Annotated in this window: 16 protein-coding genes and 2 pseudogenes; 10 read left to right on the top strand and 8 right to left on the bottom strand. The window is 63.8% G+C overall.

All coding sequences use genetic code 11. The annotated features are described in order from the left end of the window. Window positions 1-401: 401 nt before the first annotated feature. The 7 genes from AB4Y34_RS29425 to AB4Y34_RS29455 all read left to right on the top strand — a co-directional run bounded on the left by AB4Y34_RS29425 (window position 402) and on the right by AB4Y34_RS29455 (window position 8,605). Window positions 402-1,583 (top strand): LLM class flavin-dependent oxidoreductase, encoded by a 1,182-nt coding sequence (locus AB4Y34_RS29425; protein WP_368717991.1) that lies wholly within the window; start codon window positions 402-404, stop codon window positions 1,581-1,583. A 62-nt stretch (window positions 1,584-1,645) separates the two neighbouring features. After that, window positions 1,646-2,737 (top strand): ABC transporter substrate-binding protein, encoded by a 1,092-nt coding sequence (locus tag AB4Y34_RS29430; RefSeq protein WP_368717992.1) that lies wholly within the window; start codon window positions 1,646-1,648, stop codon window positions 2,735-2,737. 43 nt (window positions 2,738-2,780) lie between these two features. Continuing rightward, window positions 2,781-3,596 (top strand): energy transducer TonB, encoded by an 816-nt coding sequence (locus AB4Y34_RS29435; protein ID WP_368717993.1) that lies wholly within the window; start codon window positions 2,781-2,783, stop codon window positions 3,594-3,596. 81 nt (window positions 3,597-3,677) lie between these two features. Continuing rightward, window positions 3,678-4,385 carry a MotA/TolQ/ExbB proton channel family protein gene (locus AB4Y34_RS29440; protein ID WP_176383195.1) on the top strand — a complete coding sequence of 236 codons (708 nt, stop codon included), beginning with the start codon at window positions 3,678-3,680 and terminating at the stop codon, window positions 4,383-4,385. Beyond that, window positions 4,385-4,795, top strand: coding sequence for a biopolymer transporter ExbD (locus AB4Y34_RS29445; protein WP_176383197.1), 411 nt, complete (start codon window positions 4,385-4,387; stop codon window positions 4,793-4,795). The genes AB4Y34_RS29440 and AB4Y34_RS29445 overlap by 1 nt, the downstream gene beginning before the upstream one ends. A gap of 39 nt (window positions 4,796-4,834) precedes the next feature. Further along, on the top strand, window positions 4,835-5,926 hold the full coding sequence (locus AB4Y34_RS29450; protein WP_368717994.1) for an ABC transporter substrate-binding protein: 1,092 nt from the start codon (window positions 4,835-4,837) through the stop codon (window positions 5,924-5,926). Between the two features lie 378 nt (window positions 5,927-6,304). Beyond that, complete coding sequence (locus tag AB4Y34_RS29455; protein WP_368717995.1) at window positions 6,305-8,605, top strand: TonB-dependent receptor; 2,301 nt, start codon at window positions 6,305-6,307, stop codon at window positions 8,603-8,605. A gap of 166 nt (window positions 8,606-8,771) precedes the next feature. On the opposite strand, the pseudogene AB4Y34_RS29460 reads toward AB4Y34_RS29455, so the two are convergent. Next, window positions 8,772-8,864: pseudogene (locus tag AB4Y34_RS29460) on the bottom strand (IS6 family transposase); the annotation flags it as partial. On the opposite strand from AB4Y34_RS29460, the pseudogene AB4Y34_RS29465 reads away from it, so the two are divergent. Together AB4Y34_RS29465 and leuD are read left to right on the top strand one after the other, a co-directional pair. After that, window positions 8,856-9,236 (top strand): annotated as a pseudogene (locus tag AB4Y34_RS29465) (aconitase family protein); the annotation flags it as partial. The pseudogenes AB4Y34_RS29460 and AB4Y34_RS29465 overlap by 9 nt on opposite strands. Continuing rightward, complete coding sequence (gene leuD / locus AB4Y34_RS29470) at window positions 9,233-9,847, top strand: 3-isopropylmalate dehydratase small subunit (protein ID WP_368717996.1); 615 nt, start codon at window positions 9,233-9,235, stop codon at window positions 9,845-9,847. The pseudogene AB4Y34_RS29465 and the gene leuD, both read left to right, overlap by 4 nt. A gap of 274 nt (window positions 9,848-10,121) precedes the next feature. Here the strand turns inward: leuD and AB4Y34_RS29475 are convergent, their stop codons facing one another. The 3 genes from AB4Y34_RS29475 to AB4Y34_RS29485 all read right to left on the bottom strand — a co-directional run bounded on the left by AB4Y34_RS29475 (window position 10,122) and on the right by AB4Y34_RS29485 (window position 12,644). Beyond that, on the bottom strand, window positions 10,122-10,976 hold the full coding sequence (locus tag AB4Y34_RS29475; RefSeq protein WP_368717997.1) for an SDR family oxidoreductase: 855 nt from the start codon (window positions 10,974-10,976) through the stop codon (window positions 10,122-10,124). Window positions 10,977-11,076: 100 nt separating this feature from the next. Beyond that, on the bottom strand, window positions 11,077-11,598 hold the full coding sequence (locus tag AB4Y34_RS29480) for a hypothetical protein (RefSeq protein WP_255208966.1): 522 nt from the start codon (window positions 11,596-11,598) through the stop codon (window positions 11,077-11,079). Between the two features lie 131 nt (window positions 11,599-11,729). Continuing rightward, the gene (locus AB4Y34_RS29485) at window positions 11,730-12,644 is read right to left on the bottom strand and encodes a LysR family transcriptional regulator (protein ID WP_176383205.1); all 915 of its coding nucleotides are present in this window, start codon (window positions 12,642-12,644) and stop codon (window positions 11,730-11,732) included. A gap of 212 nt (window positions 12,645-12,856) precedes the next feature. Here AB4Y34_RS29485 and AB4Y34_RS29490 point away from each other — a divergent pair, with 212 nt between their 5' ends. Next, window positions 12,857-13,405, top strand: a complete 549-nt coding sequence (locus AB4Y34_RS29490; RefSeq protein WP_368718002.1) for a TolC family protein — start codon at window positions 12,857-12,859, stop codon at window positions 13,403-13,405. A gap of 368 nt (window positions 13,406-13,773) precedes the next feature. Here the strand turns inward: AB4Y34_RS29490 and AB4Y34_RS29495 are convergent, their stop codons facing one another. From AB4Y34_RS29495 to hflK (AB4Y34_RS29510), 4 genes are all read right to left on the bottom strand, one after another. After that, complete coding sequence (locus tag AB4Y34_RS29495; RefSeq protein ID WP_368717998.1) at window positions 13,774-15,726, bottom strand: heavy metal translocating P-type ATPase; 1,953 nt, start codon at window positions 15,724-15,726, stop codon at window positions 13,774-13,776. Continuing rightward, entirely contained in the window at window positions 15,723-16,766 is a 1,044-nt protein-coding gene (gene hflK / locus AB4Y34_RS29500) for a protease modulator HflK (protein WP_368717999.1), read from the bottom strand. Before hflK (AB4Y34_RS29500) ends, AB4Y34_RS29495 begins: the two co-directional genes overlap by 4 nt. Beyond that, the gene (hflC, locus tag AB4Y34_RS29505) at window positions 16,763-17,803 is read right to left on the bottom strand and encodes a protease modulator HflC (RefSeq protein WP_368718000.1); all 1,041 of its coding nucleotides are present in this window, start codon (window positions 17,801-17,803) and stop codon (window positions 16,763-16,765) included. The genes hflK (AB4Y34_RS29500) and hflC overlap by 4 nt, the downstream gene beginning before the upstream one ends. A gap of 93 nt (window positions 17,804-17,896) precedes the next feature. Next, window positions 17,897-19,792 carry a protease modulator HflK gene (gene hflK, locus AB4Y34_RS29510; RefSeq protein ID WP_368718001.1) on the bottom strand — a complete coding sequence of 632 codons (1,896 nt, stop codon included), beginning with the start codon at window positions 19,790-19,792 and terminating at the stop codon, window positions 17,897-17,899. Window positions 19,793-20,398 lie beyond the last annotated feature (606 nt).

Below are 20,398 nucleotides of genomic sequence, written 5' to 3' on the forward strand. Positions count from 1 at the left end.
ATGCAAGTACCAGGCCAGGCAGGCAGTACCTCGACTTCGAGGCGACTCGTGTCGGTCTGGCAATGGTTGCCGACCGAACCAGCACTGCGTGGGCAGCCAGCAAGTGGTGCATCACGCGTGACGGGGTGTTGCTGCAGCAACATCCCCTCGCCGGTGTGCTGCACCAGCAACAGAGCAGGTGTTGACGCAACAGCTTCGTCAAAGACTGCGGCGCTGGCTTTCGTGCGTCGCCGAAGTGGCCGCAAGCTCGGCGAACACGGCAGATTGTGCGGCGCGCTGGCACGCTCCGCGATTGATTGGCATAGGCCGTGCTTTAAGAGGTCCGAACCGGTCGCGGCATGGATACAGGAGATGGCATTCGATGAGCCGCGCCGAACGCGAACATCAAGGAGAGCACAACAATGGCTGTCGAATTTCTGTGGCGTTTGCCGATGCATGGCGACGGCAGGCGAGCACACGACCGGCACACCCGGGGCGAGTGGAACAATCAAACGGCTTCACGTGTCGCGCCCAAGATCGACAAAGACGACTTCGCCTATATCGACTACCTGTCGCAGGTGGCCCGTGCTGCGGATATTGTCGGCTTTCACGGCGCGCTGATTCCGATCTTTCGCTTCACGGAGGAACCTTGGGTAGTCGCCGCTGCACTCGCGCGCGAAACGCGCAATCTGCGCCTGCTGATCGCGATGCAGCCGTGGTTCATGCATCCGGCCTATGCCGCGCAGATGGCTGCGAGCCTGCAACGCATCAGCCGTGGCCGCGTGGAGTGGAACATCGTGACGGGCGGTGGCGGCGCGGATCAACGCGCGTATGGCGACTTTATCGACCACGATAGCCGCTATGCCCGCACCGACGAATTTCTCGACGTCGTCAAGGGCTATTCGGCCGGCACGCCGTACACCCATCACGGACGCTTCTACCAGGTGGAAGAAGGTGGCCTGCTCGCCCCGTTGAGCAGCCAGAAAGTGCCGCGAATCTATCTGGCCGGTGCAAGCGAAGCTGCGATGGCAGTCGCGGCCAAACACGGCGACGTGCACCTGAGCTGGGGCGAGCCGCTCGCCAAACAGAAGGAAGTGATCGACAACGTGCGACGCGCGCTCGACGCACGGAACGCCGAGCGCGATCTGCGTTTCGGCATGCGCATCGACATTCTGGCGCGCGAGACGGAAGAGCAGGCGTGGGCCGAATTGCGGCAGATGTTCGCCACCGTCAGCGATAGCCCGCATTTTGGCGGCACGCGCCGCACGCTTGGCACGGGCGACTCCGAATCGGTGGGCGCGCAGCGACAGTTCGCCCTGCATCAGGGCAATACGCAGAACTTCGACAATCTGATCGTGGGTCCCAACCTGTGGGCGGGCATGTCGAAGATCCGCGGCGGTCCGGGCTGCGTGATCGTCGGCAGTCACGAGCAGGTGGCCGAACGTTTGGCCGAGTACGTGGATATCGGCGTGTCGACCTTCATTCTCGCGAGCAATCCGCATCTTGAAGAAGCGTATCGAGTAGGCGAGGAAGTGTTGCCGCTGGTGGCCGGCGCGATCGGCGCAGGCAGGAACGCAGCGGCGCTGCGCGTCGCGACGGCGTAACGGAAGTGGCTGCGCTTCTAAGAGGAGGCAGCCGCACACAACAACAAGCAAGGAATCCGACGATGAGTACAACCGTTGCGCGAGCCGCGACGTGCGATGCACTGTGGTACACCCGCTGTCCCGTGCCGACAGCGCTTGGAATTGCGGTTCATCGTGGCTGGTTCGCCGAGGAGTTCGGGCCCGACGGCATCACGCTGAATTCGCTCCAGGAGACTCGGGAGCCGGCGATCTACGAGTCGCATTTCGATCACAGCCTGCCGTCGTCGTTTCGCCAGGGCGGCAATATTCCTGCGCTGTGGGCGCGTTCGCGAGGGGCCGCGACGCGAGTGGTCGGTCTCTCGTGGACCAACGAGTTTCAGGCGATCGTCACGTTGCCAGGCAAAGGCATCCAGCATCCGCGCGATCTGCGCGGCCGGCGTCTGGGTTTGCCGCGACACGCGATCAGCATCGACTTCTGGCGCGCGGCAGCGCTCAAGGGTTTTCTGACTGCGCTGGAACTGGAAGGGCTGGGTCATGGCGACGCACAGTGGATCGATCTGCTGGAACCGGCACGCAGCAACGACGATGCCCGCGTCGCGACCGGTCCGAACGATGCGGCACCACGTAGCGGCACCGTCTCACCGTTTCGCGGACCGCATGAATATGGGCTCGAAGTCGCGGCGCTGGTGCGTGGCGAAGTCGACGCGATTTTCGTCAAGGGCGTGGCGGGGCTTGAGACGGTGCATCTGATCAATGGACTAGTGGTCATCGATCTCGGTGCGCATCCCGACCCGCTGGTGCGGATCGGCAATGGCACGCCGCGCACGCTGACGGTGGATCAGGCCCTCATCGACGAGCGTCCCGATCTGGTGAGCCGTTTCGTGTCGGTGGTGGTCGGCGCGGGCGACTGGGCGACCCGGCATCCCGCCGAGACGGTGGCATACATCGGCCGGGAAACCCGTTCCTCGGACGAGTGGGTGCGCTATGCGTACGGCGGTGAAGTCCACCGCCATCTGGAAACCAATCTTGCGCAAACCTCGATCGACGGATTGGTGGCCTTCAAGGACTTCCTGTTCGAGTGGGGCTTTCTGGAACACGACTTCGATGCGCGTGCATGGATCGACCCGAAACCGATCACGGACGCGTCGAAATATCAGCGTGCCTGGGTTGCGTAGGGAGATGCGTCGCAATGCGGCGCGCCGATAGAAGGAGTAGAGCGTGACATTTCTGACCATGGAGAGCCCGGTGCCGCACGCGCGGCGCCATGCGACACATCGGAGCGACGCGCCGGTGCGCGGCAGCGGTACAGGCGGCACGGCGCGGATGCCCCCGCGGCCATCGCCCACGGTGCGACGTGATGCGCGGACCACGAGTCGCGCGGCGGTGGAGATCGGCGGCGCAGCGTTGGTGGTGCTTGCACTGCATGCGGCGTTGCTAGGGGCGAACCGGAATCGGCATGAGACGAGCGCTCTGGTCGTGCCACCCAGGCCTTTACCGATGACGGTGGAGCTGACGCGGCCGCCGGTGCCGTTGCCACAGGCAAAACAGGCACCGCCGCCGCAGCAGCAACCGCCGCAGCCAGTCAAACAGGCGGTCCAGCCGCGGTCGCGGACGACGCAAGCCGCGCGGCAGCCCGCACCTTCACCGGTACAGCCGACGCAGGCGGCACCGCAAGCCGCGGCGGCTGCGGAAAACGTCGTTGCCGCCGCACCGGCCGCTTCACCGTCGACTGGAGCGCCAGCCCCCGTAGCAGAGACCGCGCCGATCGGCAACGCTGCCTATCTACATAACCCAGCGCCCGACTACCCGCCCATCGCGCAGGATCAGGGGTGGGAAGGGCACGTGCTGCTGCGCGTGCACGTGCTGGCGAACGGCAAACCGGACTCGGTCGATATCAGGACAAGCAGCGGCCGCAAGATGCTCGACGAGGCCGCGTTGGCTGCTGTGCGGCGCTGGATTTTCGTGCCGGCAAAGCGAGGAGACGAAGCAGTCGATGGCTGGGTCAATGTGCCCATCGACTTCAAGCTGGGGTGATGAACCATGCTGCGGATCGGACTCCCGATTCGCGCGGACCTCTCCTTAAACGCATCAGAATGGAATCAAAAGGAATCGATCATGAATGGCATTTCAACGACTCTTATCGTGCAGGGCGCGCTATGGCTGCTGGGGATCTTCTCGGTGGTGACGTGGACCCTGATCGTCGTCAAGGCAGTGCAAAGCGTGCGGGCCAGCCTGCAGAGCCGCCGCTTCGCGAAGCAGTTCTGGGCGGCCAGCAATTTCCAGGCGGCGGCCACGTTGGCAGGCGGCGTGAGCCCGGTGGGCCGGGTCGCTGCAACCGGCTTTGAATCCCTGCGGCAAGCCGATGAAGGCAGCGGTCAGGATCTCGAACACAGTTGGAGCCGTCATGATCTACTCGAACGGCACTTGCGTCAGCAGATCCAGAACGAGCGGCGCCGGCTCGAAGCGGGGCTCGCGGTGCTTGCTTCGATCGGCAGCACCGCGCCGTTTGTCGGCCTGTTCGGCACGGTGTTCGGCATCATTCATGCGCTGACGGCGATCACGCACAGCGCGTCGGCCAGCATCGACGTCGTGGCAGGACCGATCGGCGAAGCACTGGTCGCGACCGGTATCGGCATCGCGGTCGCGGTACCGGCCGTACTCAGCTACAACTTCTTCGTGCGGCGCGTGAAAGCGGCAAATGCCGATCTCGACAGCTTCGCTACTGATTTCGTCACGCTTGCGCAGAAAGCCGGCTTTCGTGTGCAGGGCACGCCGACGCGCACCCAGCCGGACCTCAAGCCGGTGAAGGAGGTATTCGCATAATGGCCTTCTCTTCTTCTTCCGATAACGACGACGTGCTGAGCGAGATCAACATCACGCCGCTCGTCGACGTGATGCTGGTGCTGCTGGTCGCGTTCATCGTCACGGCGCCGCTGCTGAACAATGCGGTGCATGTGAACCTGCCCAAAACGGTCGCTACGGCACCGGCCGACCAGAAGCCGAGCGTGACTGTCAGCGTCGATGCGAAAGGCGTGGTGTACCTCGATAAGCGGCCAGTCGATCTGCGCCTCATCGGCACGGAACTGACCGCGCTGAAGGCCCGCGATCCGGATGTCGCGCTGAATCTGCAGGCCGACGAAGGAGTGCCCTACGGCACCGTCGCAAAGCTGATGGCGGCAATCGAACATGCCGGCATCACGCGGCTTTCCGTGCTGACGACGAACAACGGTTGAGCATCGCCGCGCTCCCGCCAAACCTGAATGGAACAACTCATGAGCACCCCGGTTTCAGACAACATCCAGTCGATCTGGTACACCCGTTGCCCGGTGCCCACGCCGCTCGGCATCGCTGCGCATCTCGGCTGGCTCGACGACGAATTCGCACGCGACGGCATCACCGTCCGGTCGTTGCAGGAGGCGCAGCATGCCGCGCTGCGCGCTTCGCATGTCGAACACACCCTCGACAATTCGTTTCGCCAGGGCGGCAGCATTCCTGCGTTGTGGGCGCGTTCGGCGGGTGCCGACACGCGTGTCATTGCCTTGACCTGGGTCGACGAAGCACAAGCGATCGTGGCGCTACCCGACTCCGGCATTCGCACGGCCAGAGACCTGCGCGGCCGGCGCATCGGCTTGCCAAAGCGCGCAGGCGAGCGCATCGACATCTTTCGCGCAGCGGCGTTGCGCGGCTTTCTCAGCGTGCTCGAGCTCGAAGGTCTGACGGTGCAGGACATCGAACTCGTCGATGTCGCGGCGACCGGTCTGCGTGAGCCTGCGGGGGCCGGCGCGCTGCCAGCCGCTTCGTTCAGCAATCCCGGCAGCGTTAGCAGCCGCCGTCTGTATTCCGCTGAGATCGCGGCGCTGGTGCGCGGCGAAGTCGACGCAATCTATGTGAAGGGATCGCTCGGTCTGGAAAGCGCGTACCTGATCGGCGCCCGGATAGTGGTCGATATCGGCTTTCATCCTGAACCGAAGGTGCGCATCAACAACGGCTCGCCGCGTCCGCTGACCGTCAATGCGACTACCCTCGAGAGGCATCCTGAGATCGTCAGCCGCTTTCTCGCACGCGTGATCGACGTGGATGGCTGGGCACGCGAACACAAGCAGGAGGTGCTCGGCTATCTCGGCCGTGACACCGGTTCCGGTGATGACTGGTTGCGTCTCGGTTATGGCGACGACGTGCATCGACGTTTGCGCACGGATCTGGATGAAGCGTCGGTTGCCGCGCTCGACGACTTCAAACGCTTTCTTGTCGACTACGACTTTCTGCCCAACGACTTCGACATTCACGCATGGGTCGATCCGCGAGCGCTGGCGCAATCACATCGATTTACCACCGTGCCCGAGCGCGTTTCCCGCCCAACTTGAGAGGATCGGTTTCGCGCGCTGATCGGGTTCGCCGAGATCCGAGAGAGCTTCCAGGTCGAAGTGCTCAGTAGTGCAACCAAGTCGCAGCCTATCGTGCCGCGCCGCGATCAGACGAATTTCTCCAATGTCTTTATTCCGCCTCGCTGCCTGATTCGATCCAGCTGTTGAGGTGTTGCCGACGCAACACCTCAACACCATCCGGCCGGTGCGCCAGCAGCAACTCAGCGTCTTCCTCTTCTTAGTGCCCTTGTGCGGCGGACCGCTTCGCCTGGCATCCGACTTGCAATAAAGACTAGATGCGTGTCGCATCGATCGTGTACGGGTCAGGGTCTGGTGCGAGCGCAAACCAACAACAATTGAATAAGGATAGGGTAGTCGATGCTCAAGAGAAAAACACTCGTGGTTGCGCTCGGGGGAGTGCTGGCTGGTGGACTGTTCGTTTCACCGGCCTGGGCTGCCGATAATTCAGCGGCGGATAACTCAAATGATCAGAGCGGCGCGGCCGTGCAGGCAGAGCCAAAAGCAGCGAACAGGAACGCGGCCACACCGGTCGCCAACCTCAGTACAGTGACGGTGACCGCACGCCGACGCCGGGAGAATATTCAGGAAGTGCCGGTGGCGGTGACCGCGCTAAGCGGCGACTTCATCAGAAGCAACGAACTGCGCGTGATCAACGACATCACCAAGTTCGTGCCAAACTTCACCGCGCAGTCCACAGAAGGCCGCGAACGCCCACGTTGGTTTCTGCGCGGCGTAGGCAGCAACGATCCGTCGGATCTTTCGCTTAGCCCGATCGGCGTGTATTTTGACGATGTCTACATCAACAGCGTATTCGGCCAGGGCTTTCCGCTATTCGACCTGGACAACATCCAGGTATTGCGAGGTCCGCAGGGCACGCTGTGGGGGAAAAATACGATTGGCGGCGCGGTCAGTGTCAACTCGAAGAAACCGGCCTTCGACGTGGACGGCTACGGCAAGGTGGGGATCAGTCAATACAACGGCCGTCTGGCGGAGGCGGCGATTGGCGGTCCGATCGGCAGTAACGATGTACTCGCGGCCCGGCTTTCCGTCTATCACGAGAACGGCGACAGCTTCTTCACCAATACCGCTGCGGGTGGCCGGTTTGGCGGATTCCATGACAATGCCGTGCGCTTCCAGTTACTGGCCGTGCCTACTTCGAATTCCGATTTCCTGTTGAATATTCATGGCCGCAATTACACGGGCGGCGGCGATCCGTGGCACGCGCAGGGCACTGGGGCAAACGGCGCGAATCAATTCGGGTTCGTAGGTTCGTCCGATCCGTACACGGTCAATCTGAACGCGCCTTCGAGCGATCACATCGACACCTATGGCGGCTCGATCACTGCCCATTGGCATGTCAACAGCCAGCTTACGCTGACCTCGATTACCGCGTTGGAAGGGCTGAACCGATGGTATCAGGACGACGAAGACTACTCGCCCTACGACGCGGCCCGCTCGCATGATACGTTGGCGGCACATCAGTTCTCTCAGGAATTCCGTATCGAGTCGCCGCAGAACGAGCGCCTGAGCTGGATCGGCGGTGCGCATTTCTTCACCGAAGAACTGACTGAGCAGGGCGCCGGCGCGGGTTTGCCCGATGCGCCGGGCGGCCCGGCTGCGACCTTTTATCATGCGACGGATCTGACGCAACATACGCAAAGCGCGGCCGTGTTCGGTAGCGTCAAATACCGGTTCACCGATCGTTTCAATCTGACCGGTGGCTTGCGCTACACCGTCGAGCGCAAGTCGATCAATCTGACCGGGCTGCAGAACAGCGGGCCTGTCTCGTTCAGCGATGTGAACAACTGGTGGAATCCCTCGTCGATCACGTCACCGCTCACGGTCAGTGCCCGTCAAAATCAGACCAATACGTGGAGGGCGCCGACCTGGGACCTGACGCCGGAGTACGCGATCACCGAGAACGTGCGGGCCTATTTCCGCTATGCACGCGGATTCCGCTCAGGCAGCTATAACGGCAGTGCGTATACACAGAGCACCGTGTCCACCGTCACGCCGGAATACCTGACCGCCTATGAGGCAGGTATCAAGAGCGAATGGTTCGACAAGCGCTTGACGGCGAACGCGACCGTTTTCCACTATGACTACCGCGATATTCAGGTGTTCGCGCTCGCGCCGAATCCGCTGGGCGGCGCACCGGTTTCCACACTTTCGAACGCGGGACAGGGACGGGCCGATGGTTTCGAACTCGAGCTGAGAGCGCAGCCGCTCAATAGTCTCTATCTGTTCGCCAACCTCGGTTTGTTGAACACGCGTTACACCGGGTTTGATCATGTGCCAACGGCTGTCGGCAATTCGTTTGCTCGCTCACCACACACGACCATCAATGTGGGAGGGGAATACCGGGTGCCATTCCCCGTGGGTACGATCTCGCTTGGCGGAGATATCAACTATCGAAGCAAGGAGTACTTCAGTGCGACGCGTCAGACCGTGCCGCAACTGTGGCAATCGGGTTATACCGTCATGAACGCGCACGTGTCGTATACGTCGTCGAATCAGAAATACATTTTGACCGGTTACGTGACGAATCTGACCGATAAGGTCTACAAGAAGCTGGAGTTGATTCCGTCGTACGGCGCTTATCCCGTGCTGTATGGAGATCCGCGTGTGTTTGGCCTGACCTTTACCGCGAAGATCTAGACATCGAAAACGGGACGGTTTGTGCACTTCCTGCGGGAGAGGTTGACGGGAACGCCGGCTGTCGTTCCCGTCTACAAACGTCCCTCGTCACATCAGCTCCTGGCTGACGCGGTCGCACACTGTTGCGCCGGTGAAAGTCAGCTGCGGCCAGCTGTCGCGTGAGGCCAATAGCAGACGAAGAGGCCGCATAGCCGTCAGGCGTGATGGTCTTCGGTGGCGGGCCTTGATGTTTGATCGCCTTCCTGAAAAAGGCTCGTGCACCAACGGGCGCATCGAAGACTTGCGCACGGTGGCCGCGATCGTGCGCGGCAAGCGCGTCGCGCCAGGCGTGCGCGCGATGGTCGTGCCGGGTTCGGGCAGCGTGCGCCGGGCGGCCGAAGAGGAAGGCATCGCGCAGACGCTGATCGACGCGGGCTTCGAATGGCGCGAGCCCGGCTGCTCGATGTGCCTCGCGATGAACGACGACGTGCTCGCGCCCGGAGAACGCTGCGCGTCCACCACCAACCGCAATTTCGAAGGCCGCCAGGGACGCGGCGGCCGCACGCATCTGATGAGTCCGACGATGGCGGCGGCTGCCGCGATGACCGGCTGCATCACCGATGTCCGCACGCTGGAGGCAACCGCATCATGACCAGGCTTACCACCATTCAAGGCAGCGCCGCCCCGTTGCCGACCGACAACCTCGACACCGACCAGATCATGCCGAAGCAGTTCCTGCGCATCATCGACAAGGCGGGTCTCGCCGACGGTCTGCTGTACGACCTGCGCTTCGACGGGCGCGGCGCGCCGCGCGCGGACTGCGTGCTCAACCAGCGCGCCTACGGTAACGCGCGCATCCTGCTCGGTGGCGCGAACTTCGGCTGCGGATCGAGCCGCGAGCACGCGGTGTGGGGCTTGCAGCAATACGGTTTTCAGGCGGTGATCGCGCCGAGCTTCGCGGAAATCTTCTATTCCAACGCGATGAATAACCGCTTGCTGCTCGTGCAACTGGATCGCGATTCCGTCGATGCGTTGACGCGCGAGGCGATCGCAACGCCCGGCACACCGATCTCGATTGATCTCGAACGACAGACGGTGAGATCCGCGTCGGACGAACAGTATGCGTATCCGATCGGCGCGCGCCACAAGCGCATGGTGATCGACGGCATGGATACCGTCGATCTGACGCTCGACTCCCTCGCCGCGATCGAGGCGTTCGAACAGCGACATTTTGCACGGCATCCGTGGGCGCAAGCGATGTAACCGCACATCCGTCGCGTGCCGCGGCGGTTTTTCTGCTTTGGCAGAACCGATTCCCTTTCGATCGAAGAAGGGGTATTTCTTTGCCTCGAAAGGGGAGAAGACACATGACGCAAACCGTTTTACACGGTGCTCTATGTTTAGGTGCTGGCCGCCATCACCGCCGGCGTGCTGCTCGGCTATTTCGCGCCGCATGCGGCGGTCGGATTAAAGCCACTCGCGATCTTTTCATCAAGCTCGTGCGAATGATCAGCTTCTCCAGGGCGTCGGTAACCAATCAGCCCCTCAACGCCACTTTAACCGCCTCGGTCAGCGTCGTAGTGCTCCGTCCGAGAAGCCTGGAAAGATCGCGAGAGTCGCTATTCAGTTCGCCTGCCGATGCTTTCAGGTCGGCATCGACGACGACATCGACAATCATCTTCGGCAGACCGAAGCCCAGCAGCGCGGCCTCAAGATCGGAAGCGGGCAAGTGGTTGTACTCGATCGTTCGGTCCGTTTGCTTCGACACTTCCGCGGCCAGTTCCGCCAGCGAATAGGCATGGTCTCCCGCAAGTTCATAAGTCTGGTTGGCGTGGCCGGGTTGCGTGAGGACGGTCACCGCGGCATCTGCAAAATCGGCGCGAGACGCAGCGGCAAATCGACCTTCTCCTGCACTGCCGATGATTGCCGAATTGGCGAGCGCTGCCGCAAGTCCGCTGGTATGGTTCTCGACGTACCAACCGTTGCGTAACACCACGAAATCCACGCCCGAATTCTTCAAATACGCTTCCGTCCTGTTGTGCTCGTCGGCAAGAATCAGATTGGACGTGTCGGCGCGTAGCAGGCTGGTGTAGGCAATCAGCTTCACGCCCGTTTGCCTTGCGGCGTCGATCACCGCGCGATGTTGCCGGAATCGTTCGCCCAGTTGTACCGCCGAGATAAGCAGCAGCTTCTCCACACCCTTGAACGCCTCGACAAGCGTTTGCGGACGATCGTAATCTGCCTCGCGTATCTGAACGCCAAGAGCGCGCAGGTCATCAGCCTTTTCAGGGCTCCGGACTGCCGCGACGATTTGGCCGGCAGGGACGGCTTGCAGAAGGCCTTTGACAATCAGTCGGCCAAGGTTTCCGTTGGCCCCAGTAATGGCGATCATCTTTTATTTCCTTTTTTAGAAGATGGCGTTGAATAAATTAAATACTGCTACGTATCCGGTATGGAAGGGGTGGCTTGATTTGCGTCGATTCAGGCGGAAATTATCCGCGCCGCACGATTAGCGCGATCGGCAGACCGAGACCAAACATATGGATGAGCAGGGCGGGCAGGAAGGGCATCGGCGATACCGATGGAGGTGTAATGAACGCGCTGTGCGGCAACACGACGAAGCCCATGAAAAAAAATACGATGATGCCGAGTAGCAGGCCGCCGAGCCACGCGAGGCGCTTCACGACCGGCAGGCGCGACGCGACCAGAGCGTAGGCGATTGCCGGAACGATCGATACAAAGAAGTGAAGCAGGGTACCCAGAATAAGGCCGGTGGTGCCTTCGTAGGCGGCCATGCCGATCAGGCTGCTGGCCGCCAACTGCATTTCCGGAATGACGCCGATGCCTCGCGCCAGCTGCAGGATTAAAACCGGGACCAGCACGATAAAGCCGGCTGCCACGCCGGCGGTCGTCCCGCGGGTCAGCGCGCGGGCAAGACCGCCTTGCGAATTCGCCGGCCGCGTCGACGGTAGATCCGGCATTGTGTCTGTCGTTTTCATGATCTGCTTCCGCATAAGACTGGGTGGGATGTGGACACCGGAGCGTTGCCCCGTCGTCGAAAGCAGTGTAAAAAGCTGGACCCGTTTGAGAAACTCCTGCTTTATCAAAAGATTGTTGTCGAATACCCCCCTGAATCGAACCAGAATTACGACGATTTCTGGGATGGATGCCGGGCAAATAGCTCGATGATCCAGTCCGCGAAAACACGCACTTTGTTGCTGATATGCCGATTCGGCGGATAGACGATCGATACCGGCATTGGCGGAAGCTGCCAAAGCTCGAGGCAGCTCTCCAGTTCGCCCGAGGCAATCAGCGGTGCGGTCATGAATGTTCCGCCACTGATGATGCCCAGTCCGGTTCTGGCAAGGTCCGTGCAGGTCGATACATCGTTGCAGAGGAGGGTTTTTTTGCCCTGGATATTGACGGTTTCGCTGCCGCGACTGGCCATGATAGGGAATGGTCTGGCCGTTCTCGCCGAGATCATGTGGATCACCGTATGGTGAAGATCGATCTCGCTCGGATGCTGCGGCTTGGCGTGCTTTTTCCAGTAATCCGGCGATGCGCAGAGTTCGAAATGGCTGAGAGCAATCCGTCTCGCCACCAGCGATTGATCGGCTACGGTTCCGATGCGGATTGCGCAATCCACGTTGTCCGCGAACAGGTCGACAGGCGTGTCGCTGGCACCGATCTCCAGGTCGATATCCGGGTATCTCGCGAAAAAATCAGGCAGTGCAGGCACCACCACCGAGTGGGCCAGCGGACGCGGAAGATTGATGCGCAGTCGGCCTTTTGGATTGAACCTGGCGCCGGTCATGGAGTTTTCCAGCTCCTCGAGGTCGGCCAGGAGGCGCACGGCCTGGTCGTAATAGGCCGCGCCGTCAGGCGTCACGGTGACGCGCCGGGTCGTGCGATTGAGCAGTTTCGTAGCCAGATCATCTTCCAGCATCTTGACCAGTCGCGTGACGGTCGCCTTCTGGAGGTTGAGGGTCTCGGAGGCTTTCGTAAAGGTTCCCGATTCCACCACGCGCACAAACACGCGCATTGCGTCGAATTTATCCATTTTTCTTCCAAACGACTGGCAGGTACAAAAGCGATACGGTTGTCGACATGAAGCAGTGCTCAAACTGCGCCGGATTATCGCGCGAGTCGTCGTACTGCGCGGAGCAATCACTTGCCTGACGGCGCCTGGCTACAGCTCACGCAATCGCGCCTTCAGGAATTCGATGAATAGCCGCGCCCTTGCCGGCAGCAAACGCGTTTCAGTTACTGCATTTGCGGCAATGGGCGAGAGGCTCCGAGGGCCTGCCTAGCCTGAGCTTTGTGAGCAAGTACAGCTGGAACAACCAGCCGACCACGCTCCAGCTGGGCGTACCGCAGTTTCCCGCCAACGGGCGCGAATGGTATCTGGGGTTTCAGTTGACTATCGCTATTTTTGAGGGATTTACGCGAACGTATCAGATCCACGAAGCCGAAGCGAGAACCGACTTGCAGCGCTATGCGCTTGATGAGGTCGAGCAGCAGGTGGGGCTCGACGTATGGACGAGCTATCAGGCGCTAAAGGCAGCAACGGACAATCTGAGCAACACGGCGATGTTGCTGGACGTGGCGCACCGATCTTACGAGGCCTCGCAGCATCGATATCAGGTTGGCGTGGGGAACATACTCGAATTGTTGAATGCGCAGTCTTCGCTAGCGACTGCGAAGCGACAACGCATCCAGTCGTTGACTGACTGGCGGTCCGCCAGGCTTCAGCTTGCGGCGAAACCTGGCCGGTTTCGAATGTCCGATGTCGGAGATGGAGCTGCGGAACAGGTGCAATGAAACTGCGTTCTTATCTAACGCAAGTATCAGCCATTTGGATCTCCCAGACATCGGGGCCGCGCGCGAATCTCTTCGACGGGGACGGACAGAGCGCGGCCTGTCATCTTTATCCAGTTGGGGGTGTGATGGATATAGCGGGCTCACGCCAGCTTTTAATCAATGACTTGCTGACTGAGTTATCGACCCAGCGAGAGCTTGCACAAAATCGTGGCAATTTGCTGTGCCAGATATCGACGAACCGTGTTTGCGTTACAACAGTGATGCTGGGTTCGCGTTATTGCTCGACCCAGAAACATCGAGGCTCGATTTCGTGAAGGCGTGAGTAGCTGGCGCGACCGTTAAATGGCGTGGCTGGTCCTGGACAGAAGCTAAGGAGCGAACGCCGAGCTGGGGGAGTCGTCGATCCGCAGCAGACGGCCCGCGTTGGCGATCACGATGAACGTGCCGACGTTGTGCAGGATCGCGGCCCACACTGCGCCGAGCATGCCGGTCGCGGCGAGCGCGATCACCGCGAGCGTCCACGCGAGGCCGATCGCCGCATTGGTCGTCGCCGTGCGCCGGCATTGCCGGCCGAGGCGGATGCAGGTCGGAATCCGCCGCAGATCGTCGCCCAGCAGCACGATATCGGCCGACGCGATCGCAATGTCGACGCCGCGCTCGCCCATCGCGATGCTCGTCGAGCCGGCCTTGATCGCCAGCACGTCGTTCAGCCCGTCGCCGACGACGAGCGGATGCAGGCCCGCGCCGATCTCGCGCATCACGTAATCGAGCTTGTCGTGCGGCAGCGCCTGTGCGACCACCGTCTCGATACCCGTCTCGGCCGCGACTTTGCCGGCGACGCGCTCGAGGTCGCCCGTCAGCAGCGTCTGCCGCGCGAGGCCCAGCGTCCGCAGCTCGGCGAGCGCTTCGCGCGCGTCGGGCCGCAGCGTGTCGGCAAAACCGAACCACGCGAGCAGCCGCCCGCCGAGCACGAGTCCGACGAGCGGCCCGTCGAAACCGTCAGGGACCGGCGGCAAGTCACTGGCATGGTCGGCCAGCAGCGCGGGCCGGCCGAGTACCGCCGTGCCGGCCGGCGTGTCGGCGACGACGCCGAGCCCGCGCAATTCCCGCGTGCATTCGAACGGCGCAACGCCGGCGCCCGTGAGGCCGGACGCGGCGGCATCACGGACGAGCGCGCGGCTCGCCGGATGCGCGCTGCTTTCGCCGAGCCGCGCGGCCAGCGCACGCGCCTGCGCGGCGTCGACACCGGGCTGCAGCCACACCTGCCGGACCTGCAATTCCCCGCGGGTGAGCGTGCCCGTCTTGTCGATCACGAGCGAATCGACTTCGGCGATCTTGTCGAGGAACGCGGCATTGCGAAACAGGATGCCGTGCCGCGCGCCGACCGCGATCCCGGCAATGGCCGTGGACGGCGCGGCGAGCACCAGCGCGCACGGGCACGCGGCCACGATGACCGCGAGCATCGCCGACGCATTCGCGGACGCGAACCAGACGATCGCCGCCATCAGCAGGACGAGCGCGAGATACGCGCCCATGTGCCGCTCGAGGACCTGCGTGACGGGGGGTTTCGCCTGCTCCGCATGCTGCATCAGCGCGATGATCTTGCCGAGCGTCGAATCCTTGCCGGTGTGAGTGACTTCGATGCGCAGCACGCCGTCGAGATTCAGTGCGCCGCCATAAACGGCGCTGCCCGCATCGGTGTCGTGCGGCACGGATTCGCCGGTGATCGGCCCGTTGTCGACGCTCGACGTGCCCGCCACCACGATGCCGTCGACCGGAATGCGGGCGCCGGCCACCACTTCGATGCGGTCGCCCGCGCGCAACGCGTCGTACGCGACTTCGACCACACTGCCGTCGGCGCCGATGCGGCGCACACGGCCGGCCGTCAGCCGGCCGAGCGCGCGGATGGCTTCCTGCGAGCCCAGCACGCTGCGCTCTTCGAGCGCATGGCCGAACGTCATCACGATCGGCAGCAGCGCGGCCGTCGTCATGTCGCCGATCGCCCACGCGGCCAGCATCGCGAGCGCGATCAGGCGATCGGTCACGCCGTGCAGGCTCGGCACACGCAGGCTGTGCCACGCACTCGCGAACACCGGCCCCGCGACGATCAGCGATGCGAGCGCGGCGAGGAGTTGCGCGAGCGTTTCTCCGCCGCCCGACAGCATGCGCCACGCGAACGACAGCACGAGCAGGCCGCCCGCGAGCAGCGCCAGCGCGATCTGGCCCGTGATCGTGCGGCGCTCGTCGGAGGACAGCGCGTAGGCCGTCGTACCTGCGGGGGCGGCGTCCGGCTGCGTGGCCGGTTCGGCGAGCGAATTCATCGGGCGTTTCCGGGCAGGATCAGGTTCGAGGTGTCGTGCGGATCGATCGTCGTCACGCGCCCGGCTTTCGACAGCACGCGCTGCACGCGATCGCGATACAGCCGTGCCAGCAGCCCCGGATCGCCGTTCTCGCGGAGCGTTGCAGCGAGTTGCCGGATTTCAAGCGTGTCGGTCTGCGCGGTCGCGACGCGTTCGGCCGCGTGGGCCTGCGCGTCCTGCACGATCCGGTCGGCATCCTGCTGCGCGTCCTGGCGCCGCTGTTCCGCGGCGGTGCGTGCTTCGGCGATGGTGCGCTCGGCGACCTGTAGCGACGTCAGCACCGCGTTGAACGCGTCGGCCGCCGCGCCGGGAAACGCGGGCTGCACGTCGACGCGCGCAACTTCGACGCCGAACCCCGCGTGCGCCGCATCGAGTGCGCGCAGGTGCCGCGCGATCGCGTCGGCGAGATCGCCGCGCAACCGTTCGCGACGCGCGGCCATCTGCCGGTCGGCGGCCAGTTGCTCGGGCCGCGCGACCAGGATCGCGTCGAGATCGCGGGTCGCCGCGACCTCGACGGCCGACGCGGACACGATCCGCTCGAGCGCCGCATCGAGACGGTCCTGCTGCAGCACATACGCGTACGGATCGCTGACCCGGTAATAGAGCACCGCGCTCAACGCGACCGCGCCGCCGTCGCCGGTCAGTACGTAGCCTGAACCGGCCAACGCGTCGGGCAGTCGCGCGACACCCTGCGCGGATCGCGCGAGCGCCCGCGGATCGCGGTCGAGCGAGCGGATCCGCTGCTCGAGCACGCGCGCGGCGCCCGGCACGAGCATGACCGATTCGAACGGCTGCGGCCACGCGATCACGAGCCCGGCGTCCTGGGTGCGCACGAGCGCGCCGAAACGCATTACGACCGCGCGGCTGTCCGCCGGAATCCGCCGGATGTTCGAGCCGGCCCATGTGCCTGCGGCGAGCACCGCGAGCGCGGCGATGAACCAGAACGACAGGCGCACGGCCTGCGCGCCCGGCCCGAGCGGCGGTGCGGACGGCTCGCTCATCGCGCGGCCTTGTGCGCTTTGGGTGCCGGCGGCGCCTGCCCCGACCCGTCGGTCGGGCCCTCCACGAGCACGCGGAACGGCGCGGCGTCGGTGCGCAGGATCAGGTTCGTATTGGTGCCGACCACCGCGTTCAGCGTGTCGAGCGAACGCAGCATCGTGTACAGGTGCGGGTTGCCCGCATAGCTCTTGCCGTAGATGTCGGCCGCGTCCTTGCGCGACTGCGCTTCGATGCCGGCCGCTTTCACGTTAGCATCGGCCAGCGCGATGCGCGCGTCGCGCTCGGCGTCCGAGCGGATCTGCGCGGCCTCGCGATTGCCGTCCGCGGTACGCTGCGCGGCGACGGTCTCGCGTTCGGCGCTCATCCGGTCGACTGTCGCGGCAAGCGTGGCGGCCGGCAGCGTGAGCCGTTCGAGCCCGACTTGGGCAACGCGCACCCCGTAAGCCGCATAAAGCTGCGCGTCGATCTGCCGGCGCAGTGCATCTTCGAATTCACCGAGCTTCACCTGGGCCGGATCGGTGTTCACGAGCGACGCCAGATCGTATCCGGCGGACGTCGTTTGCAGCGCGGAGCCGACGAGCGAGCGGATCTGCCGCGCCGCTTCGTCCGGCTCGTTGCCGACTGTGCGCATGAAGCGCCCGATGTCGCGCGCATCGGCTGGCACGCGCCACGCGACGTACGCCTCGACGATGATGCGTAGCCCGTCGCGGGTGCCGACGTCCTGCAGGCCGCTCGAGGTGGTGTGCAGGCGCAGGTCGACGGGCGTCACCGCATCGATCGGCGCAGGCAGGCGCCACGCGAGCCCGGGTTCGAGCAGCACGCGCACGGGCCGCCCGAAGCGCGTGACGACCGATGCCTCGCCGGCGCGCACCTGTACGAAGCTCGCAACCGCGAGCGCGACCAGCACGCACAGCAGCGCGACGGCGACGCGCAGGCGGAACGCGCCGGGCGGCTGCGGTGCGCCGTGATGCACTTGGTGGTGGTCGTGGCCATGGCCGTGGTGCGCATGATCATGCGCGTGCGAATGAAACAGACTCACGATGTCGCCCCGGGTGCGGCGTCGTCCGCGTGCCGGGCGGCGGCACGGCCTGCCGCCGTGTTGCGCCGCCCGTGCGGATATCGCCGCGACATGTCAATGGATGCCGGCCAGATCGCCGGCAGGAGTATTGCGAAGATCGACGGTCGCCCGCGTGCCGTCGGCAAGCCGGTCGTCGATGATCGTCATGCGCGGGTTGCGCAGGCCGCGTTGCAGCCGGTCGAGGTAATACTCGAACGGAAACGCGGGGCCGCCGAGCCGGTACGCGACGAGGTCGGCGTCGAAATCGATCTGCTGCACGCGCGCCGACGACACCATATCGCCAGCCTGCGCTTCGGCCTGCGCGACCCGTTCGAACCCCTGCTGCTGCGCGTTGCCGAGCAGGCCGGCCGCGAAGCCGCGTGCCTGCGCCACGCTGCCCTGCGCGCGAATCTGCGCGGCCTGAACGTCGTGGAAAGCGGCGGCCGCACCGGTCGGCGGATGCACGCTCTCGATCACGACCGCGATCACGTCGACGCCGCTTTGCAGCCGGTCGAGCTGCTGCTGAATCGCGCGCTTCAACTGATCGGCCATCGCGGCCTGATTGGTTTCCAGCAGCGCTTCGAGCGTATGCGACGCGAGGTAGTGCACGAGTTCGCGATTGGCGCTCGTGCGCACCGTGCTTTCCGGGTCGATCGTGCGATATAGCGCCGCGCGCGCGTCGGCATCGGTCAGCCCGAGCCGGTAGTCGACCCGGACGTCGGCGTTGACGACCTGGAAGTTCTGGCGGTCGCCGTTCGCGCCGGCGATCACCTGGGTGGTTTCCCACGGATGCGGCACATCCCACAGACGGTCGAGGCGTTCGGGCGTCGGGCCATCGGCTGGCACAGACGTCGTATCGGCGCTACCGTCATTCGCGCTGCCCGCGATCGCGACCTGGTGCACCGCGCCGTTGTCGACGATGCGCGCGCGCCCGAACGGCCAAGGCAAACCGACGTGCAGGCCCGGCTGCCAGACCCCGACCGGCGCGCCGAACCGTTCATATACCGCGCGCTGCTCGGGGTTCAGCACGACGAGGGCGGTGAGCAGCCACGCGCACGCAACGGTGGCGGCCAGCGCGCCGGGCAGCAGCCGCACGAAGCTGCGCCAGCCCCAGCTCTGCCGCAGATCGACGCCGTACCGATGGCGCAGTTCGGCGCCGAGCGACGCGAACGGCGACGAGCGCCGGCTCAGCAGCCCGGCGATCGCGCTGGTTGGCACGACGGCGCCGCGCGGCACCGCAAACCACGACAGCACGCCGCGCAGGGCCAGTTCGGCGGCGACGGCTGCATTGAGCAGCGCAACCGCCTGCACGAGCCAGTCGGCCGTGAGGTGCCGGAATGCGAACCATGCGGCGGCCAGCGCACCCGCGAGCGCGGTGACGAGCGCGACGCGCAACACCCGGGTGAGCGACGCGGATACCGCTGAACCGCTGGCGGCCGCCGCATGATGGCGTTCGGCGACCAGTGTAAGAAAGGCGAGGACGATGCAGGCCGCACCGGCCGCGAGCATGGGTTCGGGCGCAGCCATTGCGCGAACCAGCATCGCGGGTGACGGCGGCTGCCACGTGAGCGCGGCAAGCGCGACGGAGAACGCACCGCCGGCGGTGACGGCCCACGGCCGCCAGTCGATCGCGGCGGCGATCGCCGGCCACGGATTGTCGACTTGCTCCGGCTCCTGCTTGCGGCTGAATGCGCTGCGCAGCCAGTTCATGAGCAGGCCGGCCGCCGAGCCGTGCGGCGGATGGCGGCGTGCACGATCGGCGAGCAGCACACCGATCGCGACGACGAGCACGTTGCACCATGCGCTGGCGAGCGGCGCGCACCAGCGCAAGTCTTCGGGCAGGAAGTCGACGGCGCTCAGCGTGCCGGTCGCGGCCACCAGCAACGCGGCGGCGCCCGCGACCGGCGCGAACGCGTCGCGGCCGGCCGGGCTGCAGGGAGTGTCGTCGTTGCCTTCCGCCTGTTGCCCCATCGGAGCTTCCTTACGTACGAGTTACAGAGTGCGCAGGAGTCCGTGCGGAATGCTGCGAGCGGCAATGTAGCGCGACGGATGATGAAACTCAAGGTGAGCGACGCGAGTGGAGGTATCCGCGCTTACCGGGAAAAAATTCGTGATCGAGGATGTTGAGCCAATCGCAGCAAAGTTTTGGGGGCAGGCAGGTATAGATTGACGAGGAAATTTTAATTTCGCGATTAATCTGGATTTTAAAGATGACTTTAAACGGCTAGATGAAAATGAGAAGTGCGCTTACCCGGATCTGAAATTGTTGTTTGCATACAGATTTATTTCGAAAAATATAATTTCCCTTCGCAATCCAATCACGAGTTCAATTACCAATCTCGTCGCGGGCGATACTGCACTGAGTGCCAGCCAATCAGCGAAGGATCTCGGGTGATTTAATGTACTCGAAGTACATTTAACATAAAAGAAAATGACTTTTGTGATAACTAAGTAGTCGGGTCTGAATAATTCGTTTTGGACGGCGCTTGCCCTCACGGCTGGTATTCGACAGCGATTGAGCGGTTGAGCAAAGCGGCCAGAACAGCGGCGTAAAAAAGCCTCAGCTTCCTGAGGATC

The sequence above is a fragment of the Paraburkholderia sp. BR10954 genome (genome assembly GCF_040965775.1).
In the GTDB taxonomy this organism is placed as follows: domain Bacteria; phylum Pseudomonadota; class Gammaproteobacteria; order Burkholderiales; family Burkholderiaceae; genus Paraburkholderia; species Paraburkholderia youngii.